27 protein-coding genes and 1 tRNA gene are annotated in these 24,161 nt (G+C 64.4%); 19 read left to right on the top strand and 9 right to left on the bottom strand.

Going from position 1 to position 24,161, the window contains the following annotated elements; all coding sequences use genetic code 11:
• Positions 1-160 precede the first annotated feature (160 nt).
• The 11 genes from AB1A62_RS14195 (at position 161) to AB1A62_RS14145 (ending at position 6,497) form a co-directional block, all read left to right on the top strand.
• Positions 161-583 (top strand): hypothetical protein, encoded by a 423-nt coding sequence (locus AB1A62_RS14195; RefSeq protein ID WP_366662106.1) that lies wholly within the window; start codon positions 161-163, stop codon positions 581-583.
• 6 nt (positions 584-589) lie between these two features.
• A complete protein-coding gene (locus tag AB1A62_RS14190; protein WP_366662105.1) occupies positions 590-778 on the top strand; it encodes a hypothetical protein in 189 nt (62 codons plus the stop codon).
• Entirely contained in the window at positions 775-1,062 is a 288-nt protein-coding gene (locus AB1A62_RS14185; protein ID WP_366662104.1) for a hypothetical protein, read from the top strand. The genes AB1A62_RS14190 and AB1A62_RS14185 overlap by 4 nt, the downstream gene beginning before the upstream one ends.
• Positions 1,063-1,182: 120 nt before the next feature.
• Positions 1,183-1,566 (top strand): hypothetical protein, encoded by a 384-nt coding sequence (locus AB1A62_RS14180; RefSeq protein WP_366662103.1) that lies wholly within the window; start codon positions 1,183-1,185, stop codon positions 1,564-1,566.
• Positions 1,567-1,569: 3 nt separating this feature from the next.
• Positions 1,570-2,331, top strand: a complete 762-nt coding sequence (locus AB1A62_RS14175) for a hypothetical protein (RefSeq protein ID WP_366662102.1) — start codon at positions 1,570-1,572, stop codon at positions 2,329-2,331.
• Positions 2,331-3,389 carry a recombinase RecT gene (locus AB1A62_RS14170; RefSeq protein WP_366662101.1) on the top strand — a complete coding sequence of 353 codons (1,059 nt, stop codon included), beginning with the start codon at positions 2,331-2,333 and terminating at the stop codon, positions 3,387-3,389. The genes AB1A62_RS14175 and AB1A62_RS14170 overlap by 1 nt, the downstream gene beginning before the upstream one ends.
• Positions 3,389-3,931, top strand: coding sequence for a hypothetical protein (locus AB1A62_RS14165; RefSeq protein ID WP_366662100.1), 543 nt, complete (start codon positions 3,389-3,391; stop codon positions 3,929-3,931). The genes AB1A62_RS14170 and AB1A62_RS14165 overlap by 1 nt, the downstream gene beginning before the upstream one ends.
• On the top strand, positions 3,928-4,305 hold the full coding sequence (locus tag AB1A62_RS14160) for an HNH endonuclease signature motif containing protein (protein ID WP_366662099.1): 378 nt from the start codon (positions 3,928-3,930) through the stop codon (positions 4,303-4,305). The genes AB1A62_RS14165 and AB1A62_RS14160 overlap by 4 nt, the downstream gene beginning before the upstream one ends.
• A 149-nt stretch (positions 4,306-4,454) precedes the next feature.
• Positions 4,455-5,144 (top strand): hypothetical protein, encoded by a 690-nt coding sequence (locus tag AB1A62_RS14155; protein WP_366662111.1) that lies wholly within the window; start codon positions 4,455-4,457, stop codon positions 5,142-5,144.
• 100 nt (positions 5,145-5,244) lie between these two features.
• Positions 5,245-5,454, top strand: coding sequence for a hypothetical protein (locus tag AB1A62_RS14150; RefSeq protein WP_366662098.1), 210 nt, complete (start codon positions 5,245-5,247; stop codon positions 5,452-5,454).
• The gene (locus AB1A62_RS14145; protein WP_366662096.1) at positions 5,451-6,497 is read left to right on the top strand and encodes a tyrosine-type recombinase/integrase; all 1,047 of its coding nucleotides are present in this window, start codon (positions 5,451-5,453) and stop codon (positions 6,495-6,497) included. The genes AB1A62_RS14150 and AB1A62_RS14145 overlap by 4 nt, the downstream gene beginning before the upstream one ends.
• A gap of 110 nt (positions 6,498-6,607) precedes the next feature.
• On the opposite strand, the gene AB1A62_RS14140 is transcribed toward AB1A62_RS14145, so the two are convergent.
• From AB1A62_RS14140 to AB1A62_RS14130, 3 genes are all read right to left on the bottom strand, one after another.
• Positions 6,608-6,693 (bottom strand) — tRNA-Leu (locus AB1A62_RS14140).
• 108 nt (positions 6,694-6,801) lie between these two features.
• Positions 6,802-7,401: a tetratricopeptide repeat protein gene (locus AB1A62_RS14135; protein WP_366662095.1), complete on the bottom strand. Its 600-nt coding sequence runs from the start codon at positions 7,399-7,401 to the stop codon at positions 6,802-6,804.
• A 64-nt stretch (positions 7,402-7,465) separates the two neighbouring features.
• Positions 7,466-7,936 carry an Lrp/AsnC family transcriptional regulator gene (locus tag AB1A62_RS14130; protein WP_039186370.1) on the bottom strand — a complete coding sequence of 157 codons (471 nt, stop codon included), beginning with the start codon at positions 7,934-7,936 and terminating at the stop codon, positions 7,466-7,468.
• 126 nt (positions 7,937-8,062) lie between these two features.
• Between AB1A62_RS14130 and putA the strand changes: the two genes are divergently transcribed.
• The 3 genes from putA (at position 8,063) to AB1A62_RS14115 (ending at position 12,879) form a co-directional block, all read left to right on the top strand.
• Entirely contained in the window at positions 8,063-11,476 is a 3,414-nt protein-coding gene (gene putA, locus AB1A62_RS14125) for a bifunctional proline dehydrogenase/L-glutamate gamma-semialdehyde dehydrogenase PutA (protein ID WP_366662094.1), read from the top strand.
• Positions 11,477-11,529: 53 nt separating this feature from the next.
• On the top strand, positions 11,530-12,300 hold the full coding sequence (locus AB1A62_RS14120; RefSeq protein WP_366662093.1) for a rhomboid family intramembrane serine protease: 771 nt from the start codon (positions 11,530-11,532) through the stop codon (positions 12,298-12,300).
• A 210-nt stretch (positions 12,301-12,510) separates the two neighbouring features.
• Positions 12,511-12,879, top strand: coding sequence for a GFA family protein (locus AB1A62_RS14115; protein WP_366662110.1), 369 nt, complete (start codon positions 12,511-12,513; stop codon positions 12,877-12,879).
• A 94-nt stretch (positions 12,880-12,973) separates the two neighbouring features.
• Here AB1A62_RS14115 and AB1A62_RS14110 read toward each other — a convergent pair whose 3' ends face one another.
• Entirely contained in the window at positions 12,974-13,759 is a 786-nt protein-coding gene (locus AB1A62_RS14110; protein WP_019295568.1) for an inositol monophosphatase family protein, read from the bottom strand.
• 192 nt (positions 13,760-13,951) lie between these two features.
• Between AB1A62_RS14110 and AB1A62_RS14105 the strand changes: the two genes are divergently transcribed.
• Positions 13,952-14,971 carry an NADP-dependent oxidoreductase gene (locus tag AB1A62_RS14105; RefSeq protein WP_366662091.1) on the top strand — a complete coding sequence of 340 codons (1,020 nt, stop codon included), beginning with the start codon at positions 13,952-13,954 and terminating at the stop codon, positions 14,969-14,971.
• 96 nt (positions 14,972-15,067) lie between these two features.
• Here AB1A62_RS14105 and AB1A62_RS14100 read toward each other — a convergent pair whose 3' ends face one another.
• Positions 15,068-15,973, bottom strand: coding sequence for a LysR family transcriptional regulator (locus AB1A62_RS14100; RefSeq protein WP_019295570.1), 906 nt, complete (start codon positions 15,971-15,973; stop codon positions 15,068-15,070).
• A 98-nt stretch (positions 15,974-16,071) separates the two neighbouring features.
• Here AB1A62_RS14100 and metF point away from each other — a divergent pair, with 98 nt between their 5' ends.
• The 3 genes from metF to AB1A62_RS14085 all read left to right on the top strand — a co-directional run bounded on the left by metF (position 16,072) and on the right by AB1A62_RS14085 (position 18,096).
• Positions 16,072-16,941 carry a methylenetetrahydrofolate reductase [NAD(P)H] gene (gene metF / locus AB1A62_RS14095; protein WP_366662090.1) on the top strand — a complete coding sequence of 290 codons (870 nt, stop codon included), beginning with the start codon at positions 16,072-16,074 and terminating at the stop codon, positions 16,939-16,941.
• Between the two features lie 63 nt (positions 16,942-17,004).
• On the top strand, positions 17,005-17,490 hold the full coding sequence (locus AB1A62_RS14090; RefSeq protein WP_366662089.1) for a PaaI family thioesterase: 486 nt from the start codon (positions 17,005-17,007) through the stop codon (positions 17,488-17,490).
• An 87-nt stretch (positions 17,491-17,577) separates the two neighbouring features.
• Positions 17,578-18,096 (top strand): DUF2867 domain-containing protein, encoded by a 519-nt coding sequence (locus AB1A62_RS14085; protein WP_366662088.1) that lies wholly within the window; start codon positions 17,578-17,580, stop codon positions 18,094-18,096.
• A gap of 64 nt (positions 18,097-18,160) precedes the next feature.
• On the opposite strand, the gene AB1A62_RS14080 is transcribed toward AB1A62_RS14085, so the two are convergent.
• From AB1A62_RS14080 to AB1A62_RS14070, 3 genes are read right to left on the bottom strand one after another with little or no spacing between them, the layout of a single operon-like run.
• Positions 18,161-19,237: a DUF2235 domain-containing protein gene (locus AB1A62_RS14080; protein WP_366662087.1), complete on the bottom strand. Its 1,077-nt coding sequence runs from the start codon at positions 19,235-19,237 to the stop codon at positions 18,161-18,163.
• Positions 19,215-21,512 (bottom strand): xanthine dehydrogenase family protein molybdopterin-binding subunit, encoded by a 2,298-nt coding sequence (locus AB1A62_RS14075; RefSeq protein WP_366662086.1) that lies wholly within the window; start codon positions 21,510-21,512, stop codon positions 19,215-19,217. Before AB1A62_RS14075 ends, AB1A62_RS14080 begins: the two co-directional genes overlap by 23 nt.
• Positions 21,513-21,560: 48 nt before the next feature.
• Positions 21,561-22,712 (bottom strand): type III PLP-dependent enzyme, encoded by a 1,152-nt coding sequence (locus AB1A62_RS14070; protein WP_366662085.1) that lies wholly within the window; start codon positions 22,710-22,712, stop codon positions 21,561-21,563.
• Between the two features lie 105 nt (positions 22,713-22,817).
• On the opposite strand from AB1A62_RS14070, the gene AB1A62_RS14065 reads away from it, so the two are divergent.
• Positions 22,818-23,255 (top strand): Lrp/AsnC family transcriptional regulator, encoded by a 438-nt coding sequence (locus AB1A62_RS14065; protein ID WP_366662084.1) that lies wholly within the window; start codon positions 22,818-22,820, stop codon positions 23,253-23,255.
• Between the two features lie 3 nt (positions 23,256-23,258).
• On the opposite strand, the gene AB1A62_RS14060 is transcribed toward AB1A62_RS14065, so the two are convergent.
• Positions 23,259-24,140, bottom strand: a complete 882-nt coding sequence (locus AB1A62_RS14060; RefSeq protein WP_366662083.1) for a LysR family transcriptional regulator — start codon at positions 24,138-24,140, stop codon at positions 23,259-23,261.
• Positions 24,141-24,161: the final 21 nt, after the last annotated feature.

The following is a 24,161-nucleotide window of genomic DNA, read 5'->3' as shown; positions in this document are numbered from 1 at the left end:
CCCCTCCTTTAGCTGGCGGGGCTTGTCTTTGCGCGCACCCTGCGCTGACAGAGGCAGTGTTGCAGAGGTGTGGTGGGGGTGTGTAGGATTTTTCCTGCATTTCGTATTGACGTAGGATTTAACCTACATTACCTTAGTTCTCAGCAAAGGGAGAACTGAGATGCACAGCACCAACGTTCAGGAACTTACGGAAGCTCACGCTGCGGCCTACCTGGCGGCCAAGCGAATTGACTGGCTGCACCCGGCTGAGGCGCTGGCGGCTGATGCTACCCGCAACCGGATCAGCGCTTTTGTTGGCGCCGGCAAAAACCCGATGGCCCACTACGAAAGCCGCGCCACCAAGGGCGGCGTTGCTGGTGCACTGCAGCTGTTCCGCCGCCTGCAAAGCCCGGAGCGCGCGAAATACATCGCCGGCGGCATGCTGCGCGCCGCACGGGAGGCCCGCCTGAACGGCCAGACCAAAGAAGCAGCCTTTGCCCTTGAGGGCGCCGCCCGCTGGCGCCGTGAGGCCCGTGATATTGCTCGCGAAGCCGCCGCAGCACATCAGGCGCAGCCGGAACCCTTCCTCATGGCCGCGGAGTGATCCGCCATGCTGGACCTGCTCACAACAGGACTGGCGGACCAGCTTGAGGCCCGCCTGCACGAACTCAGCTGCGAACCTGACTTCGCGACCCACCCAGATTTCAAGCCAACGCTGAAACAGCTAGCCGCCACCGATCCTGAGCGCGCCGAGAAGATGCGCAAGTGGCTGGAGCTTCCCGAGGGAGAAGAGGCATGAACACCGACACCCCAATGATCCAGCTGGCGCGCCGGATGGCCGCTAGCGCCCCGGCGGCAAATGCCACCACTCACGAAAGCCGCCGCCGGGATGAATTCGACCCCGAAGTCAGGGGCCGATCAGCGCAGGTCTTCGAGGCCTACAACGGGGGCCAGGAGGAGCCGCAGCCTTGGTTGCGCTCCTGGGGGGCGGCGGTGCTGATTTCCGCCGCCCTCGCCCTCCTGGCCCTGTTCTTGGCCAGTGCAGCTTGGGCGCACCTTTTCCCGCCCATCTGCCACCACTGATGCCTCCCCGACGGGCGCGTTCTTCCTGAGCGCCCGCACCTCCTCCCTGGCGGCGGCCAATTCGACCAAGCGGCCAAGTCCGCGGGCTGCCGCCAGGTTTTTTTCCGAAAGGAGCGAAACATGATCCGTCAGCCGACGCCGCCGAGAAAGGCCTTTGCCTGGTGGAACGCTGCGCTGCGCGACCCGCGCACACCGCGCCACGACGGCGAGCCGCAGGCGGGTTACTACAAGCGCCGGATGGTGAAGAACGGCCCATGGGTGCCACTGCGCATCCGCTTGGTGCAAGCCATCGACCCGGAAACGGGCGAGCTGACCGAGCCTGAGGTCTATGTTGCCGAACAGGACGGCGCCGCATTCGACCCGGTTCCGATCTGGACGCACTGCCGGCCGATTTCATCCCGGGAATTCAACGACCTCACCGCGCGCCAGCGCGAGCTGCCACTGATGGCCGCCACGCATGCACCGGTGGACCTTTCCACAACCCCTATTCGACCAGGAGCATAAGTCATGAACGACCTTAATCCCCGCGCCTTCATTGGGGCAAACAACCCGCCCGCTTTCGATCAGGAAGAGGTCGACAAGCATGACGCCGCAGCAGCTGAATTTCTGGACGTCAGTGGCGAATGGATCAAGAAGGGCGAAATCACCACTGAAGGCGAAGCCCAGAGCCTTAACGACTTCATCGCTGGTGTGAAGAAACGCAAGACGGCCACCGACAAGGCCCGCAAAGCGGCCAAGAAACCCCATGACGACGCCGGGAAGGCCGTGCAGGCCGCCTATAACCCGATCATCACCAAGCTGGAAACGGTGATCAGCCGTACCTCTCCGATGCTGACAGCCTACCTGCAGAAGAAAGAGGCAGCCCGGCAGGAAGATCTCCGGCGCCAGCAAGAGGAAGCCCGCCGGGCTCAGGAACAAGCTGACCGCAAGGCAGCGCAGGCAGCGGCCCGCAATGATATCAGCGGCGAGATCGACGCCCAGGCCGCCCGCGAAGAGGCCGAGAAGAAGGCGAAGGATCTGGCGCGCGAGGCAAAGACGAAAGCCAACGTCGCCAGCGCCACCGGCGGCGGCCGCACGGCAGCGCTGCGCACCTACCACACTGCGAAGGTGGTCAACGTGCGCGCTGCCTTCATGCACTACCAGGATCACCCCGCTCTCGCTGAATGCCTGCGCTCGCTGGCGGATGCAGAGATCCGCTCCAAGGACTTCGACCCGGAAACCATGAAGATCCCAGGCATTGAGATCACCACCGAACGGAAGGCCGTCTAATGAGCACCGCCATTGCAAAGAAACCTCTGCGCCAGGTCGATAGCGTGCAGCACCTGCTCCAGAACGACCAGGCACGCCAGCAGCTGTCCGCCGTCGCGGCCAAACACATGAACCCGGAACGCCTGATGCGCGTGACCGCCAATGCCATCCGCACCACGCCCAAGCTTCAGGAATGCGAACCGCTTTCTTTCCTGGGCGGCCTGATGCAGTGCGCGGCGCTGGGGCTGGAGCCGAACACCGTTCTGGGCCATGCCTACCTGATCCCCTTCTGGAACGGCCGCAAGAGGGTCAACGAGGTGCAGGTGGTGGTCGGCTACAAGGGTCTGATCGACCTCGCGCGCCGCTCCGGCCATATCACCAGCATCAGCGCCAACATTCACTACTCGGATGATGAGCTCTGGGAATACGAGGAAGGCACCGAGGCCCGCCTGCGGCACCGCCCTGGCCCGCAGGATGGTGAAAAACTCCATGCCTATGCCATCGCCAAGTTCACAGATGGCGGCCACGCCTATGTGGTCCTGCCCTGGGCGCAGGTGATGAAGACCCGGGACAACTCGCAAGGCTACAAAACGGCCGTCCGCTTCAACAAGACGGATAGCCCATGGATGGCGCATGAAGACGCCATGGCCAAGAAGACCGCTATCCGCGCCCTGGCTAAATACCTGCCCCTCTCTGTGGAGTTCGTCGACGCTGTGCAGATCGACAACGATGCCGGCGCCCGGGTGGATTACGCCTCCTTCGCCATGAATCCCGATGACGGCGCCACCATCGACGACGAGTTTGTTGAAGAGGATGCAGAAGACGCCGCTCCCGAGCAGCAAGCCGAAGAGGCAAAGCCCGCCGCCAAAAAGCCGAAGGAAAAGGAGCAGTCCGAACCCGAGGTTCCGGAAGAACACCGCAAGGCGTTCGAGCAGATCGAGCAGGATCTGACCGATGGCGCCCCGGCGGAAGCAACAGCAACATTCCATGCGGACGCACTGGAGAAGATGAAGGCCGAGGCGCCTGAGCTGCACCAGCAGGCGCTGGATATGATCCAGAAGGCGGGACAGGAAGACTGATGCGCCAGAATGACCTCATCCGCGTTGTGTGGACCGGCCAGGCGCTGGAACCGGACGGCAACTATGCCATGCACCAACTGCACGACCGCCTCGGCGCGGGCGAGGTCATCAATGTGGATCTCGACCCGGACCGGTCCGAAAAGAGCCATAAGCACCAATTCGCATTCGTGCGAACTGCGTGGCAGAACCTGCCGGAAACGTTGAAGAATGCGCCGTTCGCCAAGAACGCGGACACCCTGCGCAAGCACGCCCTCATCGCGACGGGCTTCTGCGACACCGAGATGGTTCCGGTAGGTTGCCCGCGGCGCGCAGACCGGGTTGCCGCCTCCATGTCCCGTCTCGCCGCCCGGCTCCACGGCTACGCTGTGACCAGCATCGAGGGACCGGTGGTCTATTGCCACACCCCGCACAGCCAGAGCCAGCGCACCATGGGCGCCAAGGCGTTCCAAGAGAGCAAGCAAGCCATCCTGGAATGGCTCGCTCAGCTGCTCGGTGTGACACCTGACCAGCTGGCCAATGCAGGACGAAAGGAAGCAGCATGACCCGCCCTGTCAAAGAATGGATCGGAAAGGCCGAAACCGCCCAGGCACCCGCTCGCGTCAAGGCCCGGATCATCATGGCCCAAGATGGCCTGTGCGGCTGTGGCTGCGGCGTGAAGCTGGGTGCGGCTGGTGAGGCTATCGAGTTCGACCACGAAACCGCGCTGATCCTCGGCGGCGAAAACCGGGAGAGCAACCTGCGCGCCCTGCGCCGGCCATGCCACCGTGCCAAGACGAATGCGGACGTCGCGCAGAAGTCGGTGGAAGCCAGGAAGCGCGCGAAACACCTTGGCCTGCTCAAGACCGGCAGCACCATCCCCGGCAGCAAAAACACCAAATGGAAGAAAAAGATAACAGGCGAAGTTGTTCGCCGCTGACTGCGCCCTGACAGCAACCGGGCAAAAGAACCAGTGTGAAGCAGCCGCAACCCGCGCCCTGCAGAAACCCGCCAGACCTGGTTCACCTCTCTTTGCCGCAAACCCGCCCGGTTGCTTTCAAGACGCAGTTTAACCCCTTGGAGGAATTCATGAAGCCACTTCGGATTCTCATCGGCTGCGAGACAAGCGGCATTGCCCGCCGCGCCTTTGCAGACCGCGGCCATGACGTATGGTCTTGCGATATCGAAGCAGCCGAAGACGGCTCAAATCGCCACATCCGGTGCGACATCCGCAATGGCATCCTGCAGGAAGGCTGGGACCTGCTTGCGGTGATGCATCCGCCCTGCACCCGGCTTTGCCGCTCCGGCCGCCGCTGGATGTCTGGCCCCGGGAAATGGACTGAGCCAAAGCAACTCCCCAAGGGGCGGAGCTTGGACGATATGCGCGCCGAGTTCGAGGAAGGCGTCAGCATCTTCACCGCCTGCTGGTCCGCCCCAATCCAGCGTGTGGCCATCGAGAACCCGGAAATGAATGACCTGGCACGGGACCGGATGCCCGCTGACCTTCCGAAACCCCAAATGGTCCAGCCGTTCTGGTTTGGTGAGCGGGCCTATAAAGCAACCGGCTGGTATTTGCGCGGTCTGCCGCCTCTGTTCGCTACCGACCTGCTGCAGGAGCCGGAACGCGGCACAGCCGAGTGGAAGGTTTGGAACCGGGTCCATCGGATGCCGCCAAGCGAAGAACGTGCTCGACTGCGCAGCCGATCCTTCCCGGGAATGATGAATGCTGCCGCAGATCAATGGGGCGGTTGGGCTGAGAAAAAAGAAGCTGCGGCATGAACATCGACACCAGCTCCGCGGCCGTAGGACCGGGGAGCATGCCTACCGCGTATCCGGCAGCACCCGATTTGCTCGCCATGCTGGAGAAGGAGAAAACCTGATGGGAAAATATGAGCCGGCGGCCTTCAAAGAAGCCAATGCGGCTGCCTACCTCGATCTCTCCGTTTCCCGCTTCCGCAAGCTGGTGAGCAGCGGCGCACTGCCGCGGCCCGTGCGTTTGGCCGATGGCGTGGAGCGCTGGCGCACAGATGATCTACGGGCCATTCTGAGCGGTGAAGCTGCCCGACCTGCCGAGGACTTCGAACTGTGAGAAAACCCGCCAAGCCCAGGATCACCAAGCCGCACCTGAAATGGGCCTGGAACAAGCGCCGCAGCGTTTGGGAGCCATATCACCGGGTGACGTGGACAGAAGGCGGCAAGCGCCGGGAGCGCGCCGTGAAGCTGGATTGGCAGGGCGATGCGGAGCGCCTCGACGCGCTCTATTGGGAGTGCGCGGCAGGCAAGCACGAGAAGCAACAGGCCCCGGCCAAGCAAACATGGCGCGCCCTGATCGACGCCTGGAGAAAAGACCCTCGGGTGCAAGGCAAGCTATCCGAAGGCACGAAAAAGACCTACCGGCGCGACATGGAAAGCATCTTGGAGAAAAACGCCGACAAGGACGTGCGCCGCCTCACAAAATCCGCAGTGCGGGCGGCCCATGCCAAGCTGGCAGAGACACCGCGCAAGGCCGACCGCTTCCTGCAAACCGTCAGCCTGCTGTGGAACTACGGGGCGAACAAGCTGGACTGGCCGCTTGGCGACAACCCGACAAGGGGCGTTGACCACTACGGTAAGCAGCGCGAATACGAGCCGTGGCCGCAATGGATGGTGGATGCGCTGGACAAGGCGCCCGAGGACGTGCGCACAGCCGCTTTCCTGATCCTGAACACCGGCCAGCGCCCGAACGCCGCAATCACCATGAAATTCTCCGACTTCGACGGCGACTGGATGAGCGTCCTTGACGAAAAGAACGATGAGCGGATGGAGGTCTATTGCCCGGCTGAGCTGCGCGCCTTCATTGCTTCAGCCTCGCGCAAGGGTGCCTATGTGCTGGCGAAGAACCTGACGCAGCCGCGCGGCTACTGGGCCGTTTCCAAGGCGTTCCGGGCCTGGCGGGATGATCTGGGGCCGAAAGCTGCGAAGTACGTGCTGCACGGCCTGCGCAAGCTGGCGATCATCCGTCTGGCCGAAGCCGGGTGCAGCGATGCCGAGATCCAGGCGGTGACGAACCAGAGCGCCGAAATGGTCGCCTATTACCGCGCCCGCGCCAGCCGCAAAGCCCTTTCCCGGTCGGCCCAGCAGCGCCGAACATAGCCGGGACCAGAACAGGAACGGAACGTGATTGTGGGAGTAAGGTGTGGGAGTTGCGGGAACCCGGTGAAATTCCACCCTTGCGAAAATCCGGAATTACCCTTTAAAATCAATGGTGCGGACGGCGGGACTCGAACCCGCACGGCCATACGGCCAGGAGATTTTAAGTCTCCGGTGTCTACCATTCCACCACGTCCGCACACGGCGCCGGCACATGGCGCCCTGGCCGCAGGTCTAGCCTCCTGATTTCAGGCGGACAATCCGTTTTCGGTCAGGATGGCAAAATTTTCCCGCAGTGCGGGCAGTGCTACAACTCCACATCGCCGGCTCCGGGCGGCGCCAGCGGCCCGCCGGGTTCCGCCAGATAGCGCTCCGGCAGCCACGGGTTCAGCGCCAGCGCCTCTGCCAGCGCGGTGCGCGCTTCCTCCAGCCGGGACAGGCCGTAAAGCGACAGCGCCCGCCCGCTCATCGCGGCGATATGGCGGGGCGACAGCTCCAGCGCCCGGTCCAGGTCCGTCAGGGCGGACGCGAAATCCCGGCGCAGGTAATGCACGAAAGCGCGCTGGTTGTAGCCCTCGGCATAGTCCGGGCAATAGGCGATCAGCTGGTCGAAGTCCGCCAGAGCGCCGAGGAAATCGAAGGCGGAGCGTTTGGTCATGCCGCGGTCGAGCATGGCCTGCGCCTGCGCATTGGGCGCATCGGCCCAGTATTCCCACATGCGGTTGGCGATTTCCCGTGCCTGGGATTCGGTTTCGGCCTCCTGAACCTCGGTCAGCAGCGCCTCCAAAGGTGTGCTGTGGTCGGGGGCGTCGGGGCATTCCGACGCCTGCACCGGGAAAGAAGCGGCAGCAAGAACCGCAGCACGGGCAGCGAAGGAAAACGGGGCGCGAAGAAAGGCAAACAACATGCCCCATGCTCGCACAATTCCGGTTTCAATCAAGTCAACTGGGCGTGCGCCGCCCGTGCCCCTCCTAAAGCGGACCCAGGGCGCCGTCTTCCTTGACCGCCTGCATCGCCACATAGGTCGAGGTGGAGGCGACATGCGGCAGCGAGGAGATCTTCTCCCCCAGCACCGCCCGGTAATCGGTCATCGAGCGGGTGCGCACCTTCAGCAGATAGTCGAAATGCGAGGCCATCATATGCGCCTGCTCGATCTCCGGCAGCCGCGCCACAGCGGCGTTGAACTTGGCCAGTGCCGCCTCGCGGGTGTCGTCCAGCTTCACCTCGACAAAGGCCACATGGTCCAGCCCCAGCCGGATCGGGTCCACCAGGGCGCGGTAGCCGGTGATGATGCCCTCCGCCTCCAGCCGCTTGAGCCGGGTCTGGGTCGGGGTTTTCGACAGTCCGATCCGCCGCGCGAGGTCGGCGATGGAGATGCGGCCGTCCTCGCTCAGCACATTCAGAATCGCCCGGTCGAAGCGGTCAAGATCGATGGAGTTCATTTGGACTACCTGAGGGTCAAAAATTTGCTCACCTGAACTATTCTTATCACATCTTTAGGCGATTGTCCTTCTGGAAAGGGTGTATTCTTAACAAAAGCCCTGCACACCTTTCGTGGAGTTCCCCGCATGACCGCTCAAACCAAGCTGCGCTACCGGATCGACGCTGGCACCTATGCCCATCAGACCGCGATGCGCGACCAGCTGGTGGCCCAGGCCGCCCTCACCGACGCCGACCGCGAAAAAATCTGCGCCAACGCCGCTGCGCTGGTGCGGGACATCCGCGGCCATTCCGCGCCGGGGCTGATGGAGGTGTTCCTGGCCGAATACGGCCTGTCGACCGATGAGGGCGTCGCGCTGATGTGCCTGGCCGAAGCGCTGCTGCGGGTGCCGGATGCCGATACCATCGACGCGCTGATCGAAGACAAGATCGCCCCCTCCGACTGGGGCAAGCATCTGGGCAAGTCGACCTCGTCGCTGGTCAACGCCTCTACCTGGGCGCTGATGCTGACCGGCAAGGTGCTGGACGAGGAACGCAGCCCGATCGGCGCCCTGCGCGGCGCCATCAAACGCCTGGGCGAGCCGGTGATCCGCACCGCCGTCAGCCGCGCGATGAAGGAAATGGGCCGCCAGTTCGTGCTGGGCGAGACCATCGAAAGCGCCATGAACCGCGCCGCCGGCATGGAGGCCAAGGGCTACACCTATTCCTACGACATGCTGGGCGAGGCCGCCCGGACCGAGGCCGACGCGTCGCGCTATCACTTGGCCTATTCCAAGGCGATCTCCGCCATTGCTGCCGCTTGCAACAGCGATGACATCCGCAAGAACCCCGGCATTTCGGTCAAGCTGTCTGCGCTGCATCCGCGCTATGAGCTGGCGCATGAGCACAGCGTGATGGAAGCGCTGGTGCCGCGCCTGAAGGCACTGGCGCTGCTGGCGAAAGCTGCCAAGATGGGCCTGAATGTCGATGCCGAGGAAGCCGACCGCCTGTCGCTGTCGCTGGAGGTGATCGAGGCGGTGGTCTCTGACCCAGCGCTGGCCGGCTGGGACGGCTTTGGCGTGGTGGTGCAGGCCTATGGCCCCCGCACCGGCCTGGCGATTGATGCGCTGCATGAGATGGCGGAGAAATACGACCGCCGCTTCATGGTGCGGCTGGTCAAGGGCGCCTATTGGGACACCGAGATCAAACGCGCCCAGGTCGAGGGTGTGGACGGCTTCCCGGTCTTCACCTCCAAGCCGCTGACCGATGTTTCCTACATTTCCAACGCCCGCAAGCTGCTGGGCATGACGGACCGGATCTATCCGCAGTTCGCCACCCACAACGCCCATACCGTCGCCGCCATCCTGCATATGGCCGAAGACGTCGGCAATGAACGCTATGAATTCCAGCGCCTGCACGGCATGGGCGAAACCTTGCACCAGATGGTGCTGGAGCAGAACAAGACCAACTGCCGGATCTACGCGCCCGTCGGCGCCCACCGCGACCTGTTGGCCTATCTGGTGCGCCGGCTGCTGGAAAACGGCGCCAACTCCTCCTTCGTGAACCAGATCGTTGATGAAAACGTGCCGCCGGAAGTGGTGGCCGCGGACCCGTTTGCTGCCATCACGGATGTGACCCGCAAGATCCCGACCGGACCTGAGCTGTATGCGCCGGAGCGCCCGAACTCCAAGGGCTTCGATCTGGGCCACGCGCCGACCCTGGCAAGGATCGAAGAGGCCCGCGCGCCCTGGCGCAATCACCAGTGGCAGGCCGCACCGCTGCTGGCGGGCGACGCCCAGCCGGAGGCCGCCAAGGATGTGACCAGCCCCACCGACCAGAGCGTCGTTGGCACCGTCAGCCAGTGCAGCCCGGAGGATATCGAACTGGCGCTGGCGCTGGCCGATCCCTGGGACGCCCCGGCAGCGGAGCGGGCTGCTGTGCTGAACAAAGCCGCCGACCTCTACGAGGAAAATTTTGGCGAGCTGTTTGTGATCCTCGCCCGCGAGGCCGGCAAGACCATTCCCGACGCAGTGGCCGAACTGCGCGAGGCGGTGGATTTCCTGCGCTACTATGCAGCCCGCATTCCCGATGCGCCGCCCGCAGGCATCTTCTCCTGCATCTCGCCCTGGAACTTCCCGCTGGCGATCTTCACCGGCCAGGTCTCAGCCGCATTGGCCGCGGGCAACGCCGTGCTGGCGAAACCCGCCGACCAGACGCCGCTGATTGCCCACCGCGCCGTGCAGCTGATGCATGAGGCCGGTGTGCCGCGCAGCGCCCTGCAGCTGGTGCCGGGCCGCGGCAGCGTGGTCGGGGCCGCCATTACCTCTGATCCGCGTGTGAACGGCGTCGCCTTCACCGGCTCCACCGCCACCGCCCTGCGCATCCGCAAGGCGATGGCCGAAAACCTGCAGCCGGGCGCGCCGCTGATTGCGGAAACCGGCGGCCTGAACGCGATGATCGTCGACTCCACCGCGCTGCCGGAACAGGCGGTGCAGGCCGTGATCGAAAGCGCCTTCCAGTCGGCCGGCCAGCGCTGCTCGGCGCTGCGCTGCCTCTACCTGCAGGACGACGTTGCCGGCAACGTGCTGAAAATGCTGAAGGGCGCGATGGACTGCCTGCAGCTGGACGACCCCTGGCACCTGTCCACCGACAGCGGCCCGGTGATCGACGAGGGCGCCCGCGCAGGCATCCTCGCGCATATCGACAAGGCCCGCGCCGAGGGCCGGGTGCTGAAGGAGATGCGCGCGCCGCAGGGCGGCACCTTCGTGGCGCCGACGATGATCGAGGTTCCCGGCATCAGTGCGCTGGAAGAGGAAATCTTCGGCCCGGTGCTGCATGTTGCGCGGTTCAAGTCGCAGGATCTCGACAAGGTGATCTCCGACATCAACGCCACCGGCTATGGTCTCACCTTCGGGCTGCACACCCGCATCGACGACCGGGTGCAGCATGTCTGCGACCGGGTGCATGCGGGCAACATCTATGTGAACCGCAACCAGATCGGCGCCATCGTCGGCAGCCAGCCGTTCGGCGGCGAAGGCCTGTCGGGCACCGGCCCCAAGGCAGGCGGCCCGCTTTACCTCAGCCGGTTCTGCGCACCGGACCGCCAGTCCAGCGCCAGCGGCTGGGAGCAGAATATCACTGAGCTGAAAGCGCCCAGCGGCGTGCCCAGCCAGCCGGTCACCACCTCCCTGCCCGGCCCGACCGGTGAATCGAACCGCCTGACCGTCTCTGCCCGCCCGCCGCTGCTGTGCATGGGTCCGGGGGCCGAGGCCGCTGCTGCGCAGGCCAAGGAGGTGATCAGCCTCGGCGGCACAGCGATTGAGGCGCATGGCCTGCTGGACCTCAGCCAGCTGGAGAGCATCCACGGCATCGCAGGCGTCCTGTGGTGGGGCGACGAGGCGACCGGCCGCGAGATCGAACAGAGCCTGGCCAAGCGCGACGGTGCAATCGTGCCGCTGATCCCGGGCAAGCCGGACCGCGCCCGGGTGCTGGCGGAGCGGCACGTCTGCGTCGACACCACCGCCTCCGGCGGCAACGCCCAATTGCTGGGCGGCATGGCCTGAGCTTTCCGCGCTAAGCACTTGACGCTGGGCCGTTTCCGGCCCAGCGTTCCCACATGTTTCCGATCCGCGACCACAACCCGTCCGGCCGCAGGCCCTATGTCGTCTATGCGCTGATTGCCGTAAATGTCCTGGCCTATATCTATTACACGGCCAGCTACGCCTCCCCCCGGGCGCTGGCCTATTTCTATGACGCCTATGCGGTGGTGCCTGCCGAGATCAGCCACGATTACGGGTACGGGACGCTGTTCACCTCCCTGTTCATCCACGGCGGGCTGATGCACCTGGGCGGCAACATGCTGTTCCTGTGGATTTTCGGCGACAACCTGGAGGAGGAGATGGGCCACCTCCTCTTCCTCCTGTTCTACCTCCTCAGCGGATTTGGCGCCGGGCTGATCCATGTGATGTCGGCGCCGGGTTCGATGGTGCCCACCGTCGGTGCCTCCGGCGCCATCGCCGGTGTGATGGGCGGCTACCTGCTGATGTACCCCAAGGCGCGGGTCGATATCCTGCTGGTGCTGATCATCTACTTCCGCATCTTCACCATCCCCGCCTTTGTCATGCTGGGTGTGTGGCTGGCGATGCAGTTCTTCGGCGGGCTTGGCTCTGACCCAAACCAGGGCGGCGTCGCCTATTGGGCCCATGCCGGCGGCTTTGCGGTGGGGCTGATCCTGTGCCTGCCCCTGTGGCTGCGCCGCGGCGGCCCTTCGTTCTGGAACCGCACCCACGGCACCCCGCCGCATCCGGAGAACGAGTATGAGTATTCTGCCAGCCGCATCCCTAAGCTGCCGCGCAAGAAGCGGAATCCGGGGCCTTGGGGGAAGTGAGCGGGCTTGCGGAGGGGTGTTTCGGTTTCAGTTTTGGAGAGCAAAGACGGCCTGCGGAACCATGGGAACAGGCTACTGATTAACACGCAGGCCGCCGCCCCGACGGGCATCGGGGTAAGGGAATGGTAGATCCGCTCCGGAGAAGGTTACGGGGAATTATCGAAGGTTTTACTCAATGTTTGCCAAGCAAGGGGAATAGCCGTGACACTTTTGAAAGCCACCTGCCATTGCGGCGCTGTTGAGATCGAGGCGGAGTTCCCCGAGGGCCTCGCCTCTGCCGCGCGCTGCGACTGTTCCTTCTGCCGCCGCCGCGGGGCGGCGGCTGTCACCGCCCTGACCGCCAGCCTGAAAGTGCTGAAGGGGGCGGAGAACCTCAGCCTCTACACCTGGGGCACCCATACGGCGAAACATTACTTCTGCAAAACCTGCGGCATCTACACCCACCACCAGCGCCGCTCCGACCCGAAGGAATGCGGCGTCAACCTGGGCTGCATCGAGGGCGCCAATCCGCGGACGCATCCGGAAACCTATGGCGAAATCCCCTGGAACGACGGGGTGAACCATCCGTCGGATCAGTGATCCTGCCGACAGCCCTCACTATGCGACACCACCCATAAAATCAAAAAACGCGGCTCAATGGCCGCGTTTCCGATGCTCAAAGTTCCGCGCCGGTTCAGCCGCGGATGACCTTGGCGAAGTTCTCGAAGATCGGCTCGTTCGAGCAGACCACCGACCCGCTGTCGATAATGCCCGCTTCCGGGTCGATTGCCTCGGCCAGCCCGCCGGCCTCTTTCACGATGATGATGCCTGCGGCCAGATCCCACGGGTTCAGGCGGCGTTCCCAGAAGCCCTCGTAGCGGCCTGCGGCCACATAGGCCATGTCCAGCGCGGCAGAGCCCCAGCGGCGCACGCCTGCGCAGGCCGGCATCAGGCGGGCGAGGTCCTGCAGCGTCAGGGGCAGGTCGGCACGGCCGCCGAACGGCACGCCGGTGGCAAAGATCGACTCGATCATCCGGTGGCGGCCCGACACGCGGATACGGGTGTCGTTCATCCAGGCGCCCGCGCCCTTCTCGGCAAAGAACATCTCATCCTTGGCGGCGTCATAGACCACGCCGGCAACGATCTTGCCCTTGTGCTCCAGCGCGATGGAGATCGCCCAGTGCGGCAGCCCGTGCAGGAAGTTGGTGGTGCCGTCCAGCGGGTCGACAATCCAGCGGCGGGTGGGGTCTTCGCCCTCGATCTCGCCGCCCTCTTCCGCGATCCAGCCATAGGTCGGGCGGGCGTTGCGCAGCTCTTCCTTGATGATCTTCTCGGCGGCGATGTCGGCCTTGGAGACGAAGTCGCCTGCACCTTTCATCGAGACCTGCAGGTTTTCCACCTCGCGGAAGTCCTTCACCAGGGAACGGCCTGCCTTGCGGGCGGCCTTGATCATCACATTGAGGTTTGCGCTGCCAATCATGTCTGCAGAATCCTGTCACGTCGGGGAGATGCCGGGTCAATGCGTGCCTATACGCGCCCTGCCCCCGAATGCCAAGGGCTTATGCCGTAAACCGCAGATCCGGACTGACGCCGCGGCGCCGGGCACGCGGGCGGTTGAAATCCGCCGCCGCCGCGCCCAGTGTTTGCTGCAAACAGAACAAGGAGTGACCCCATGCCCGACCAGATGCAGCGTATCGTGCTGGCCAGCCGCCCCGAAGGCCAGGCCAGCGAGCAAAACTTCCGCCTGGAGAGCGTGGACCTGCCTCAGCCCGACGACGGAGAAGTGGTTGTAAAGGTTCACTATATGTCGCTGGACCCCTATATGCGCGGGCGCATGAACGCAGGCAAATCCTATGCGCCGCCGGTGGAGATCGGCGAGACCATGACCGCAGGCGGGGTTGGTGAGGTGATCGCCTCGGGCAGCCCGGACTACCAGCCCGGCGACTTCGCCCTGGGCATGTTCGGCTGGGCCAGCCATGCCTGCGCCAAGGCGTCCGAGATCCGCAAGCTGGACCCGGATATGGCGCCGCTCACCACCGCGCTTGGCGTTCTCGGCATGCCGGGGTTTACCGCATGGCATGGCTTGGACGCCTATGGCCGCCCGCAGGCGGGCGAAACCCTGGTGGTTGCCGCGGCCACGGGCCCGGTCGGGTCCATGGTGGGGCAACTTGCCAAGCAGAAGGGCCTGCGCGTCGTCGGCATCGCGGGCGGTGCGGACAAGTGCAAGCTGGCGGTGGAGACATTCGGCTTTGACGCCTGCCTCGACCACCGCGCCTATGCCAGCGCCGACGCGCTGAGCGAGGCCCTGGCCGCAGAATGCCCGGACGGCATCGACATCTATTACGAAAATGTCGGCGGCAAGGTGCTGGAGGCGGTGCTGCCGCTGATGAACAATTTCGGCCGCATCCCGGTCTGCGGCATGATTGCCTGGTACAACAGCGCCGAAACCGGGCTGACGGCTCCGGCGATCTGGCGCTCGGTGCTGACCAAGTTCCTGTCGGTCAATGGCTTCATCATCTTCAACCACTACGACCGCTATGGCGACTTCCTGCAGGAGGTCGCGCCCAAGATCGCCAGCGGGGACATCAACTACCTGGAAGATATCGCTGAGGGGCTTGAAAACGCCCCCAAGACCTTCCTGTCGATGATGCAGGGCGGCAATACCGGCAAGCAGATCGTCAAGCTGGTCTGAGCCGCGCGCCGGCCCCGCCGGATCACGGAACCGCGCGGAGCGGGCACAGGCGCCGGAACGGCGCAGGCCGCTCCGCGCCGCTTCAGGCGGCGGTATCTATTGATGCTGCAGCTTGCGCGCCTCGACCTTGGCCAGCCGGATCAGTTCCTGCATGAAGGGCTTTTCACGGTCCTCAGTGCGGATTGCCGCATAGAGGCTGCGGGTGATGCCGGATTTGGTCAGCGGCCGGGTCACATAGTCCGAGGAATATTTCACCTCCCGCACCACCCAGTCCGGCAGCACCGACACACCGCGGTTGGAGGCCACCAGCAGCAGGATCACCGCTGTCAGTTCCACCTGCCGGATCGAGGCCGGCTCCACCCCCGCAGGAATCAGCAGCTGGCTGAACACATCCAGCCGGACCTTATCCACCGGGTAAGTGATCAGGTTCTGACCGATGAAATCCTCTGCTTCCACATAGGGTTTTTCTGCCAGCGGATGCTGCGCCGAGGCAACGAAGACGGCGTTGTAGTCAAACAGCTCGATGAAATCGACGCCGTTGATGTCTTCCGGATCGGAGGAGACCACCAGATCCACCTCTTCCTTCAGCAGCGCGGGCAGCGCGTCAAAGGCCAGGCCCGGACGGATATCCACATCCACATCACCCCAGTTCTTGCGGAACCCCTCCAGCACCGGGAAGAGCCACTCGAAACAGGCGTGGCATTCGATGGCAATGTGCATCCGGCCCGTATTGCCATCGCGCAGAGAGGAAAATTCCGCTTGCGCGGCTTCCACTTGCGGCAACACCTGTTCCGCCAGACGTAAGAGCCGCAGACCTGCGGGCGACAGTTTCATCGGCTTGGACCGGCGGATGAACAGCTCCACTCCAGCCTGGTCCTCCAGCCCCTTCACCTGGTGGCTCAGCGCACTTTGGGTGATGTTCAGCTGCTCGGCAGCGCGGGCCAGACCGCCAGCCTCATGGATGGCCTTGATGGTACGGAGGTGGCGGAATTCGATATGCATTCTATCAGATCGCTCATGTTAATCTTGAGTATTATGAAATTGTCTCACATTACTGCGCATGCAACAAGAGCTGACATCAACCTAGCGAGAGACCTGAGATGACGACGCCCAAGATTTCCTTCGAATTCTTCCCGCCGCAAAATCTCGAAGCCTCCTTCCGGCTTTGGGACACCGTGCAGGTCCTCGCCCCGATGGACCCGCGCTTTGTTTCGGTGACCTATGGTGCCGGCGGCACCACCCGCACCCTGACCCGCGACGCAGTGTCGACGCTGCACAATTCCTCCGGCCTGAACGTGGCCGCGCATCTGACCTGCGTGAACGCCTCCAAGGCGGAAACACTGGAGATCGCAGACCAGTTCGCCGAGGCCGGCGTCACCGAGATCGTCGCCCTGCGCGGCGACCCGCCCAAGGGCGAAGGCAGGTTCACGCCGCACCCGGACGGCTTTGCCAATTCCGTCGAGCTGATCAAGGGCTTGTCGGCGCGCGGCGACTTCAACATCAAGGTCGGCGCCTATCCGGACCGCCACCCGGATGCTGCCGATCAGGCTGCGGATGTGGAATGGCTGAAGCGCAAGCTGGATGCCGGTGCCGATGAGGCGCTGACGCAGTTCTTCTTCGAGGCTGAGACCTTCTTCCGCTTCCGCGATGCCTGCGAGAAGGCCGGGATCGACGGAGCCAAGCTGACACCGGGCATCCTGCCGATCGAAAACTGGAAAGGCGCCCGCAATTTTGCCAAGCGCTGCGGCACCGTCATTCCCGATTGGGTCGAGCATGCCTTTGAGAAGGCGCTGCGCGACGGCCGCGAGGAGCTGCTTGCAACCGCGCTCTGCACTGAACTCTGCTCAGACCTGCTGGAGGGCGGCGTGGACAAGCTGCACTTCTACACGCTGAACCGGCCGGAACTGACCCGCGACGTCTGTTTTGCCCTGGGTGTCACCCCCAAGGTGTCGCTTCAGAACGTGGCGTAAGCGTTGCGCAAAACGGCGCGCGGTTTCTAATGGCGGCATCTGCCCGCCAAGGACCCGCGCGCCATGTTCTATGCCAAACAGCCCTCTGATCTGCTGACAATCGATCAGATATCCCAGGTTTCCGGCCTCGATTTCATGCAGGGCATTCTCGACGGCCGTCTGCCCGGCCCGCCGATTGCCGAGACACTGGGCTATCGCCTGCACAGTGTCGAAGACGGCCAGGTGGTGTTCCGCGGCACGCCGGACTTCCATGTCTGCAACCCGATGGGCACCGTGCATGGCGGCTGGTACGGCACGCTCCTGGACAGCGCGATGGCCTGCGCGGTGATGACCAAGGTGCCGCTGGGCGCGGTCTACACAACGCTGGAATACAAGATCAACATCCTGCGGCCGATCCCGCTGGGCACCACGATCGACTGCACCGGCAGCATCGACCATGTCGGCCGCTCCACCGGTGTGGCCCATGGCGAGATCCGCGGGCTGGAGGACGGAAAGCTCTACGCCACCGGCTCCACCACCTGTATCGTGATGCAGATCGCACCGCGCTGAGCCCTAGGCCGCCAGGTGCGGCCTTGTCTGCTGCGGCTTTCCACCTAAGTATGTGCAAGCATATGAAAAACAGCAGAAAGGCTGGTCATGCCGCCAAACAGCCTCGCCCGGGCCGCAACCGCCCGCATCCAGGTTCTGGCGCCTGTCAGCGAGCTGGACTTCCTGGACACCCAATCACTGGTTCTGCCGGTTCAGGTCACGCCGCTGGAGGCCTGGAACATCATGCATTCCCGGCCCCTGCCCGGCCTGAAGCTGGCCTTCCGCCTTCGCGACGCCATCTCCGCCCTGTTCGGGGTCAAGCGGATCGGCAGCTTCTCCGGCCGGCGGCACGAGGATGTGGCAGTTGGCAGCAAGCTCGACTTTTTTCTGGTGGAGGCCGTATCGGACGAGGTTCTGACCCTGACGGTCCGGGACCGGCATCTGGATGTGATGACCTGCGTCACCAGCAGCAGCGGGGTGCTGAGCATCACCTCGTCCGTGAAAACCCGTAACCTGTTCGGCCGCCTCTACATGCTGCCGGTCCGCCCGGCGCACAAGCTGATCGTGTCGCGGTCGCTGAAACGGCTGCAAAAAGAATTGCAGCAGCGCATAGCGGCCGGTCAGTAACGCCGCCGCTTCCCGAAACTGAAAACCGGATCGGGGGGTTCCGGACTGCCAGCGTCTGTACCCGTCAGGTTTTTGAGAATCTGGCCAGCCAGCCGCCAGCCGCCGGCGTCCCCTGGCGGCCGCTATCGACACTGCTGTGCAGCCGTTCGCTGGCATCCAGCCCGACCCGGCGGCGGCTGCGCAGCAGGAAAATCTTGGCCCACCCCTGCCAAGTGCCGACCGAGGGCGCCTTGGGGTCCACCGGAAAACGCATGCGCCAGTCGCTGGGCAGCGGCAGGCCGCGCTCCTCTGCCTTCTCCAGCATCCAGATCAGCGAGACATTGGCCAGCGGCCGCGCGTCTTCGAACCCACCCAACTGGCCGCCCACATCGCCATGCGCGCCACGGAACCAGACCTGCTCGACATGGCCGTTCCAGCCCTTGGGGCAGTCCCACAGAACCGGCTTGTACACGTCGCGCGTCTCATCCAGCGCCAAGGCGTGGTAGCCGCTCTTGATATGCGGACCCAGCGTATGGTTGTGGAAATTATGCTGCCGTTCCGCCCAGCGCCACAGCAGCGGCAGGCGCAGGCCCAGCGCCTTCACCGTATCCCAGACGCCGACCATCTCGATTTCCACCTCATCATGGCAGTGAGCGGTGGTAAAGGCCGCCCCGGACTTGGAGCGCCCGTTCAGCCGGTAGTGCCGGTAGGCGGTACGGATGTGGCGGACGGTGGCATGTTCGGGCTTCAGCAATCCGACCCGGTCGATCACCCCTGCCAGCGAGCGCACCGCATAGGCGCCGCGGGAGTATCCGAACAGGTAGATCCTGTCGCCGGGCCGGTAGCGCGACGCCAGATAGCCATAGGCGCGGCGGATCTGCCGGTTGATGCCGCGCCCCATCATCACATCCGGGGCGCTGCCCCAGCCCTTCCATTGCACACCGGATTCGTAGAAGACCGACACCTGGCCACTCATTTTCCGGCACAGGCGGAACAGCTGGCCGGGGTGGGTTTCGTGGCCCCTTTCCAGTGTCGACATGGTGCCGTCCAGAATGATCACATGGGCTTGCGGCCCGCGCAGCTTGGTTTCACCGGAATGCTCCGATCGCAGCGGCCGCCCAAGCCACCCTAAAACCCTCTTACTCAGCTGCTTCAGAAACATCCCTAAGCACTTCCCAAATCCTCAGCGGGGTGAACGGCATGTCCACCTGCCGCACGCCGCGGTCCCAGACCGCGTCCTGCACCGCGTTTGCCACTGCTGCCAGCGCACCGACGGTGCCCGCCTCGCCGCAGCCCTTCATCCCCATCGGGTTCTGTGTCGAAGGCACCGGCTCGGAGGTAAACCCAATCATGGGGACGCCGCTGGCCCGCGGCAAGGCATAGTCCATGAACGAAGCCGTGAGCAGCTGTCCATCCTCATCGTAAACAACGCGCTCCAGCATGGCCTGTCCCAGCCCCTGCGCCACCCCGCCATGCACTTGGCCTTCGGCCAGCATCGGGTTGATCAGATTACCGAAATCGTCAACTACAGTGTAGCGCTCCACATCGGCTTGCCCAGTCTCCGGGTCGATAACAATTTCGGCAATATGTGCGCCGTTCGGAAACGAACGCCCCGGCAGCCGTGCCCGCGCCGCGTGGCGCTGCAGGTCAGCGCGGCCTTTCGCGCGGGCCATCTCTGCCGCTTCCAGCATGGTCGGGGTCAGGTTTGATCCCGGTGCCCGGAAGGTTTCGCCGTCGAACTCCACGGCGTCTTCTTCCGCCCCCATCTCTTCCGCCAGGAAGGGGGTAAAGGCGGCAATCATGGTCTCCACCGCGGCCAGCGTCGCGTTGGCCTGGGTGGTGACAGAGCGCGAGCCGCCGGTGCCGCCGCCCTGGGCAATGCGGTCGCTGTCGCCCTGGATCACCTGGATGTTTTCGGACGGGATGCCGCTCTGGTCGGCCAGGAACTGGGCATAGACGGTTTCATGCCCCTGCCCGTTGCTTTGCGTGCCGACATAGATGTTCACCCGGCCATCCTCCAGAAACTCCACTTCCGCGCCTTCTGAAGGATCGCCCAAAATGCTTTCGATATAGTAACAGACCCCGACGCCCCGGTACTTGCCCCGTTTACCATTTTCCGCGCGGCGGGCGGCGAATCCCTTCAGATCCGCCTCCTCGGCAGCCCGACTCAGCACTTTATCGAAGTCGCCAACGTCATAGGTCTCCCCGGTCACGGTGCCATAGGGAAACGCCGCAGGCTTGATGAAATTCCGCCGCCGCAGCTCCAGCGGATCAACCCCCAGCTCCCGCGCAGCGCGGTCCATCACCCGTTCCAGCACATAGATCGCTTCGGGCCGCCCGGCGCCCCGGTAGGCGTCGACCTGGGTGGTGTTGGTATAGATCCCCTCCACCTGCAGCCAGGCGGTCTGAATGTCATAGACACCGGCCAGCACCCGGCTGAACAGCTGGGTCTGGATCGGCTGCCCGAAATGCGCGTTGTAAGCGCCAAGGTTGCATCGGGTGCTGACGCGGTAGGCGGTGATCTTCAAGTCCGCATCAAAGGCCAGCTCCGCCAGCGAGGTCAGATCGCGCCCGCCATTATCGCTCAGCATTGCCTCGCTGCGGTCCGACATCCAGAACACCGGGCGGCTCAGCACGGTGGCGGCATGGGCCACCGCAAAATACTCCGGATAGGCAAAGGCCTTCATTCCGAAGCCGCCGCCGACATCCGGCGTGGTGACCCTGATGTCCTCCTCGTTCAGCCCCAGCTTGGCGGCCAGTTGGGATTTTATGCCCCAGACCCCCTGACCGCCAAAGGTGAAATGCAGCCGCCCCTCCTGCCATTCGGCAAAGCAGCCGCGCGGCTCCATGGTGCTGACCATGATCCGGTTGTCCTCAACCTGCAGCGCGACGGTATGGGCGGCTGCACTGAAGGCCTCGGCCGTGGCGGCCTCATCCCCCATGCCCCAGTCGAAGGCCTTGTTGTCCGGCACGCCGTCATGCAGCGGCTCGCCGCCGGGCATCAGGTCCAGCTTGACCGGCAGGTCGTCGACTTCCAGCTCGATCAGTTCACCCGCATCGCGCGCCTGCTCCAGCGTTTCGGCGACAACAACAGCCACGGGTTCGCCGACATAGCGCACCCGGTCGCGTGTCAGCATCGGCCGTTCCGGCGAGGCACCGTCTGAGCCGTCGCGGTTCCTCACCGTGGTGCTGTCCATCGAGACGTCGATACCCGCCGCCTCCAGCTCTGCCAGTGTGATCACCGCATGGACGCCGTCGGCTTCCAGCGCGTCTTCGGTGTGCAGCGCCGTGATCATCCCATGCGCCACCGGGCTGCGCAGCACCCAGGCGCGCAAGGCGCCTGCCGGGGCAGCGTCTTCGATGTAGTTGCCCTGCCCGGTCAGGAACCTGACATCCTCGACCCGTTTTACCGGCTGGCTCTTCCCGAATTTGTCCATGCTTGCCCCCTGTCCGCGCTGACTGGCTGTTCGGGGGCGAGACTACCCTTAGCTGGCCGGTTGTCCAGCCAGCTCTATCACCGTCGCCACGTCACTGAGGCCGTAGCCGTTGAACTGCGTGCTCATGGCGGAGGAATAGGCGCCCAGCCCCGGGAACAGAACATAGTCGCCTGTCGCCGCATCACAAGGCAGCGGCAGCCCGTCCGGCAGCCGGTCGAGACTGTCGCAAGTTGGGCCGAACACCACCCGCGGCTTGCGCTCGCCCCCGCGATGCTTGCCATCGGAGCCGACGACCTCGACGCGGCCCGGCAGGCCCATGTCGCGGATGTCGACCAGCCCGCCATAGATGCCGTCATTGAGGAACACCACCTCGCCTTCCTTGCGCATCCCCTTGATGCGGGCGGCCAGGGTAAAGCTCTCAGAGACCATCGCCCGCCCCGGCTCGCAGATCAGCCTGGGCTTCTCTATGCCAAAAGCCGCATCGGAGGCCTCGCCGATGGCGGCAAAGACCTTCTCCAGATCCGGTGCCACGCCGTCGCGGTTGGCTGCAAAGCCACCGCCGACGTTCAGCCGGGCAATCTTCACACCGGCCTGATCAATGATCCGCTTGGCGGCGTGGACATATTCGACCCAGGCGCTTTCGTCCTCGCACTGAGTGCCGGGGTGGAAGCACAGCGCCGGGGTCCAGCCGCGGGCAGCAACCTGTTTCAGCAGGTCTACTGCCTCCTCCGGTGCGGCACCGAACTTGCTGCCGAAATCATAGGCCGCGCCCGCCACCGGCAGGGCAAAGCGCACCGCGATCTCGCAGTCGCGCGGCACCGCGTCCAGCTTCTCAAGCTCGCTCAGCTCATCCACAGACCAGCTGGCGACGCCGTGTTCGATGCCGGCTTCGATCTCCGCCTCTGAGCGCATCGGGTTGTTGTAGTGCATGACCGCATCAGGGCTGGCGGCGCGCACCGCCTCCATTTCCGCGGGCGAGGCCACGTCAAACGCCGTGATCCCAGCAGCCACCAAGTTGGACAGAACCGCCGGATGCGGGTTTGCCTTCACCGCGTAGGTCACCAGCCCCGGAAACCCCTCGCGGAACCGCCGCGCCACCTCATGCAGGACCCGCGGCGAGAAATACAGGATCGGATGATCCGGCGTGCTGCGGGCCAGGTGGGACTCAGGCGAAAGCCAAAGCGGGGGAATCTGCTGCATCGGGTAATCCTCATTCGTTTTGCATATTTTCCGCGCATTCTTCGTCGATTCCGGTTGGCACTTTGCCTATAGTGACGAAAACAACCGTCACATCGCAGGCAATTCATGCAAACCGACGACACAGATCAGCGCCTTGTCACCCTGCTGCGGGAAAACGCCCGCCGCCCGGTGGCTGAACTTGCCCGCCATCTGGGCCTCGCCCGCACCACCGTGCAGGCCAGGATTGAGCGGCTCGAAACCTCCGGCGTCATTACCGGCTACACGCTCAAGTCCTCCGCCGCTGCCCGCCCGCCGCTGCAGGCCACGGTGCTGATGTCGATTGAACCGCGGTCAGGGCCTGAGGTGCTGGCCCGCCTGCGCAGCCTGCCGGGGGTGGAGGTGGTGCACACGACCTCCGGCCGGTTCGACCTGCTGGCGCAGGTGGTTGCGCAAAGCACGGCGGAACTGGACGACACCATCGACAGGATCGCAGAGGCCCGCGGCGTGCGATCTTCCGAGAGCCTGATCCATCTGGCCACCAAGCTGGACCGGACCGGGCAATAAGGGTCAGACCGTTTTCACGTAATCCAGCAGCCAGTCCCGGAACAGTTTTGCTGCGGGACGCATGGCGCCGCGGTCGGGATAGATCAGGTGATAAGCCTCCTGCCCCGGCACGTCGACGTCCGGCAGGCAGCGCACCAGCCCGCTGGCCCTGACCACCGCATCCGACGCCGGCGCCCGCGCCAATGCAATCCCCATGCCCTGCGCCGACAGTTCCGCCGCCATCAGCGAGTTGTCGGCAAAAAAATAGCGCGCTTGCCCATGGGACAGGCGCAGGTTCTCAAACAGCTGCACCCAGCTGGCCCGGTGGGTCGAGACTTCGATCAGGGGAAAGCGGAAAATGTCCTGCGGAGACTGGATTTGCGCAGCAATCTCCAGCGGCGCAACCGGATAGAGCACCTCCCGCAGCAGTTCGTCGCCTTCGGTGCCGAACAGCGACGGGTTGCCAAATACGATCTGCAAGTCGGTGAACTGGTTGGCGAAGTCCGCCGCCATATTGCCGGTGCTGAGCGCCAGGCTGACCTGCGGATGCGCGGCTTGGAACTGCGGCAGCCCCCGCGCCAGCACCCCGTGGGCAAACAGCAATACAGACTGCACAAACAGCCGCTGTTCCCGGCTCTCCCCGAACAGGCCGGTGGTGGCGGTTTCCAGCATCAGCAGCGACTGCTGCACAGAGGGCAGATAGGCCCGCCCGGCCTCTGTCAGCGTCACCGCGTGGGCGTGGCGGTGAAACAGCGGTGTGCCGAGCTGCGTTTCCAGCGCCTTCACCTGCTGGCTGACGGCGGCCGCCGACATGTTCAGCTGCGCCGCGGCACGGGCAAAGCTTTCGGTGCGTGCCGCGGCCTCAAACACGCGCAGCCAGTTCAGGGAGGGGATCCGGGTCGCCATGGAAGCAGGCTAAGCAGAACT

The sequence above is a fragment of the Leisingera sp. JC11 genome (assembly GCF_040704725.1).
Taxonomy (GTDB): Bacteria; Pseudomonadota; Alphaproteobacteria; order Rhodobacterales; family Rhodobacteraceae; genus Leisingera.
Note: the sequence above shows the minus strand (reverse complement) of the source record. Positions and strands in the feature narration are given on the sequence as shown.